We start from the raw sequence: 1,295 nt of genomic DNA, 5'->3' as shown, positions 1-1,295 counted from the left end.
CAGGGCTGCCGCAGCTACCCGCTTGTCGTTGACCACGCCAAAATGACGTTCACGATCAATCACTTGCGATACCCCTGTTCACAAGCCATTGTTTTGTGTAGCTTCCTGTCTTTTTGGGCGACCGATGGACAGAGGGAAGCTGGCCGACATGGTGGAGGTTTTCGAGGGACTCGAGGACTGGCGCAACGCGCAACAGACGCGGCACCGCTTGAGCGAACTGCTCACCGTGGCGGTGTGTGCGGTGCTCAGCGGTGCGGACGACTTCGAGGAGATCTCGCAGTGGGGGCGTGCCAAGCTGCCGTGGCTGCGGGGCTTTCTGCGGCTCGACTACGGCGTGGCCTCGCCCGACACCTTCGAGCGGGTGCTCGCGCTGCTCGATCCGAAACAGTTCGAACAGGCGTTTCGCACTTGGGTAGGCGGCCTCATCCCGGCGCTGGCCAAGGACCAGGTGATCGCTATCGATGGCAAGGCGAGCCGGCGCACCACGAGCAAGGCGGCCGCTGCGCCGCTGCATATGGTCAGCGCGTTTGCGGCCAACGTGGGCGTGGTGCTGGGCCAGACGGCGACAGCGGAGAAGTCCAACGAGATCACGGCGATTCCCGAATTGCTCAAGGTGCTCGACATCAACGGCTGCATCGTCACCATCGATGCGATGGGCACGCAGACCAAGATCGCGCGCACCATTCGCGAACGAGGAGCGCACTACGTGCTGTGCGTGAAAGACAACCACCGCAACCTGCACGATTCGATCATCTTCGCCAACCTCGACGCACGCGGCCCGCTGACTCCAACTTCGACCCACGAGAGCACGAGCACCGGGCACGGCAGAATCGAAGTGCGTCGCTGCCGCGCCTACGATGCCGTCGATCGGCTTCACAACGCTGCCGCCTGGAAAGACGTCGCCAGCTTCGCCGTGGTCGAACGCATCCGAACGGTGGGCGATCGCACCAGCACCGAGCGCGTCTGCTACATCAGCAGCCTGCCCGCCGACGCCGAGCGGATCGCGCAGGCTGTCAGAAGTCACTGGGAGATCGAAAATCGTCTGCACTGGTGTCTCGATGTTCAGTTCGGTGATGATTACGCCCGCGCCCGTTCCGGCCACGTCGCCCACAACCTTGCCCTGGTCCGACATATAGCACTCAACCTTCTTCGACTGCACACCACGCCGCGCAAGACCAGCATCAAGACCAAGCGATTGCTGGCTTCCGCTTCCGATGAACTCCGCGCCGAAATGCTCGGATTCCAACCGGAAGAGGAAGATGACGAATGATGAATGGGTAGCTGCGGCAGCCCTG

Annotated in this window: 1 protein-coding gene; it reads left to right on the top strand. The window is 62.5% G+C overall.

Annotation, left to right across the window (positions count from 1 at the left end):
- The first annotated feature begins 124 nt into the window (after positions 1 to 124).
- The gene (locus tag GH664_RS22800; RefSeq protein ID WP_153170316.1) at positions 125 to 1,270 is read left to right on the top strand and encodes an ISAs1 family transposase; all 1,146 of its coding nucleotides are present in this window, start codon (positions 125 to 127) and stop codon (positions 1,268 to 1,270) included.
- Positions 1,271 to 1,295: the final 25 nt, after the last annotated feature.

It is taken from the genome of Thauera sp. 2A1, assembly GCF_009469595.2.
In the GTDB taxonomy this organism is placed as follows: Bacteria; Pseudomonadota; Gammaproteobacteria; order Burkholderiales; family Rhodocyclaceae; genus Thauera.
This window is presented reverse-complemented; position numbering and strand designations above follow the sequence as displayed.

Excerpts from the sequence above, each read along its gene's own strand:
- GH664_RS22800 (WP_153170316.1), top strand. The coding sequence starts at position 125 with ATGGACAGAGGGAAGCTGGCCGACATGGTGGAGGTTTTCGAGGGACTC.